Raw genomic sequence first — 750 nt, forward strand, 5'->3', positions numbered from 1 at the left:
CAATGAGCCTAAAGAATTCATGGCAGATAAATGCGCTGTTGCTTCCTGATCAGACTGTCCTCCAGAAAGAAAAGCAATTCCTGGAACAGCAGCAGGAACCGTTTGTTTAAGCACCTGGACGGTTTTTTCAGCAACTTCTTCAACACTAGCCTTGCGTGCATCCTTGCCATCAATCACCATATTGGGCTTTAAAATCATCCCCTCCAAAAGAATACGGGCTTCAAACAATTCTTTAAAGACAGCCTGTAAAACAGCGCGTGTCACCTCAAAGCAACGCGTAATGGAATGCCCACACGACGGTCCATCCATTAACACTTCCGGTTCAACAATTGGCACAATATTCAACTCCTGACACAAAGCAGCATAGCGTGCAAGAGCTTGTGCATTTTGTCTTATGGCGCCTCTTGTTGGCAAAGTATCGGCATTAATAGCAATTACCGCACGCCATTTAGCAAAACGTGCTCCCAAAGCATAATAATCTTTTAGCCGCTCACGAAGACCATCCAACCCTTCGGTAATTGTCTCTTGGGGAAAAGCAGCCAATGGTTTGGCTCCCGTATCAACTTTAATGCCTGGCAAAGCGCCTGAATCCCGAATAAGATCCGTCAACATTTGTCCAGTTGATGCTTTTTGCCGAATGGTTTCATCAAATAAAATGACTCCAGAAATGGCATTTTCCATAGCTTCTTTTGCGCTAAAAAGCATTTCACGATAAGCACGGCGACTATCTTCATGAGATTCAACACCAAT

General features: G+C 44.3%; 1 protein-coding gene. It reads right to left on the bottom strand.

Translation table 11 applies throughout. The features are described from left to right. Nucleotides 1-750, bottom strand: a 750-nt coding sequence (locus ACFIO3_RS14575; protein WP_375704728.1) for a class I fructose-bisphosphate aldolase, incomplete at both ends; no start/stop codon positions are given.

The sequence above is a fragment of the Bartonella sp. AD328YNZD genome (genome assembly GCF_042196425.1).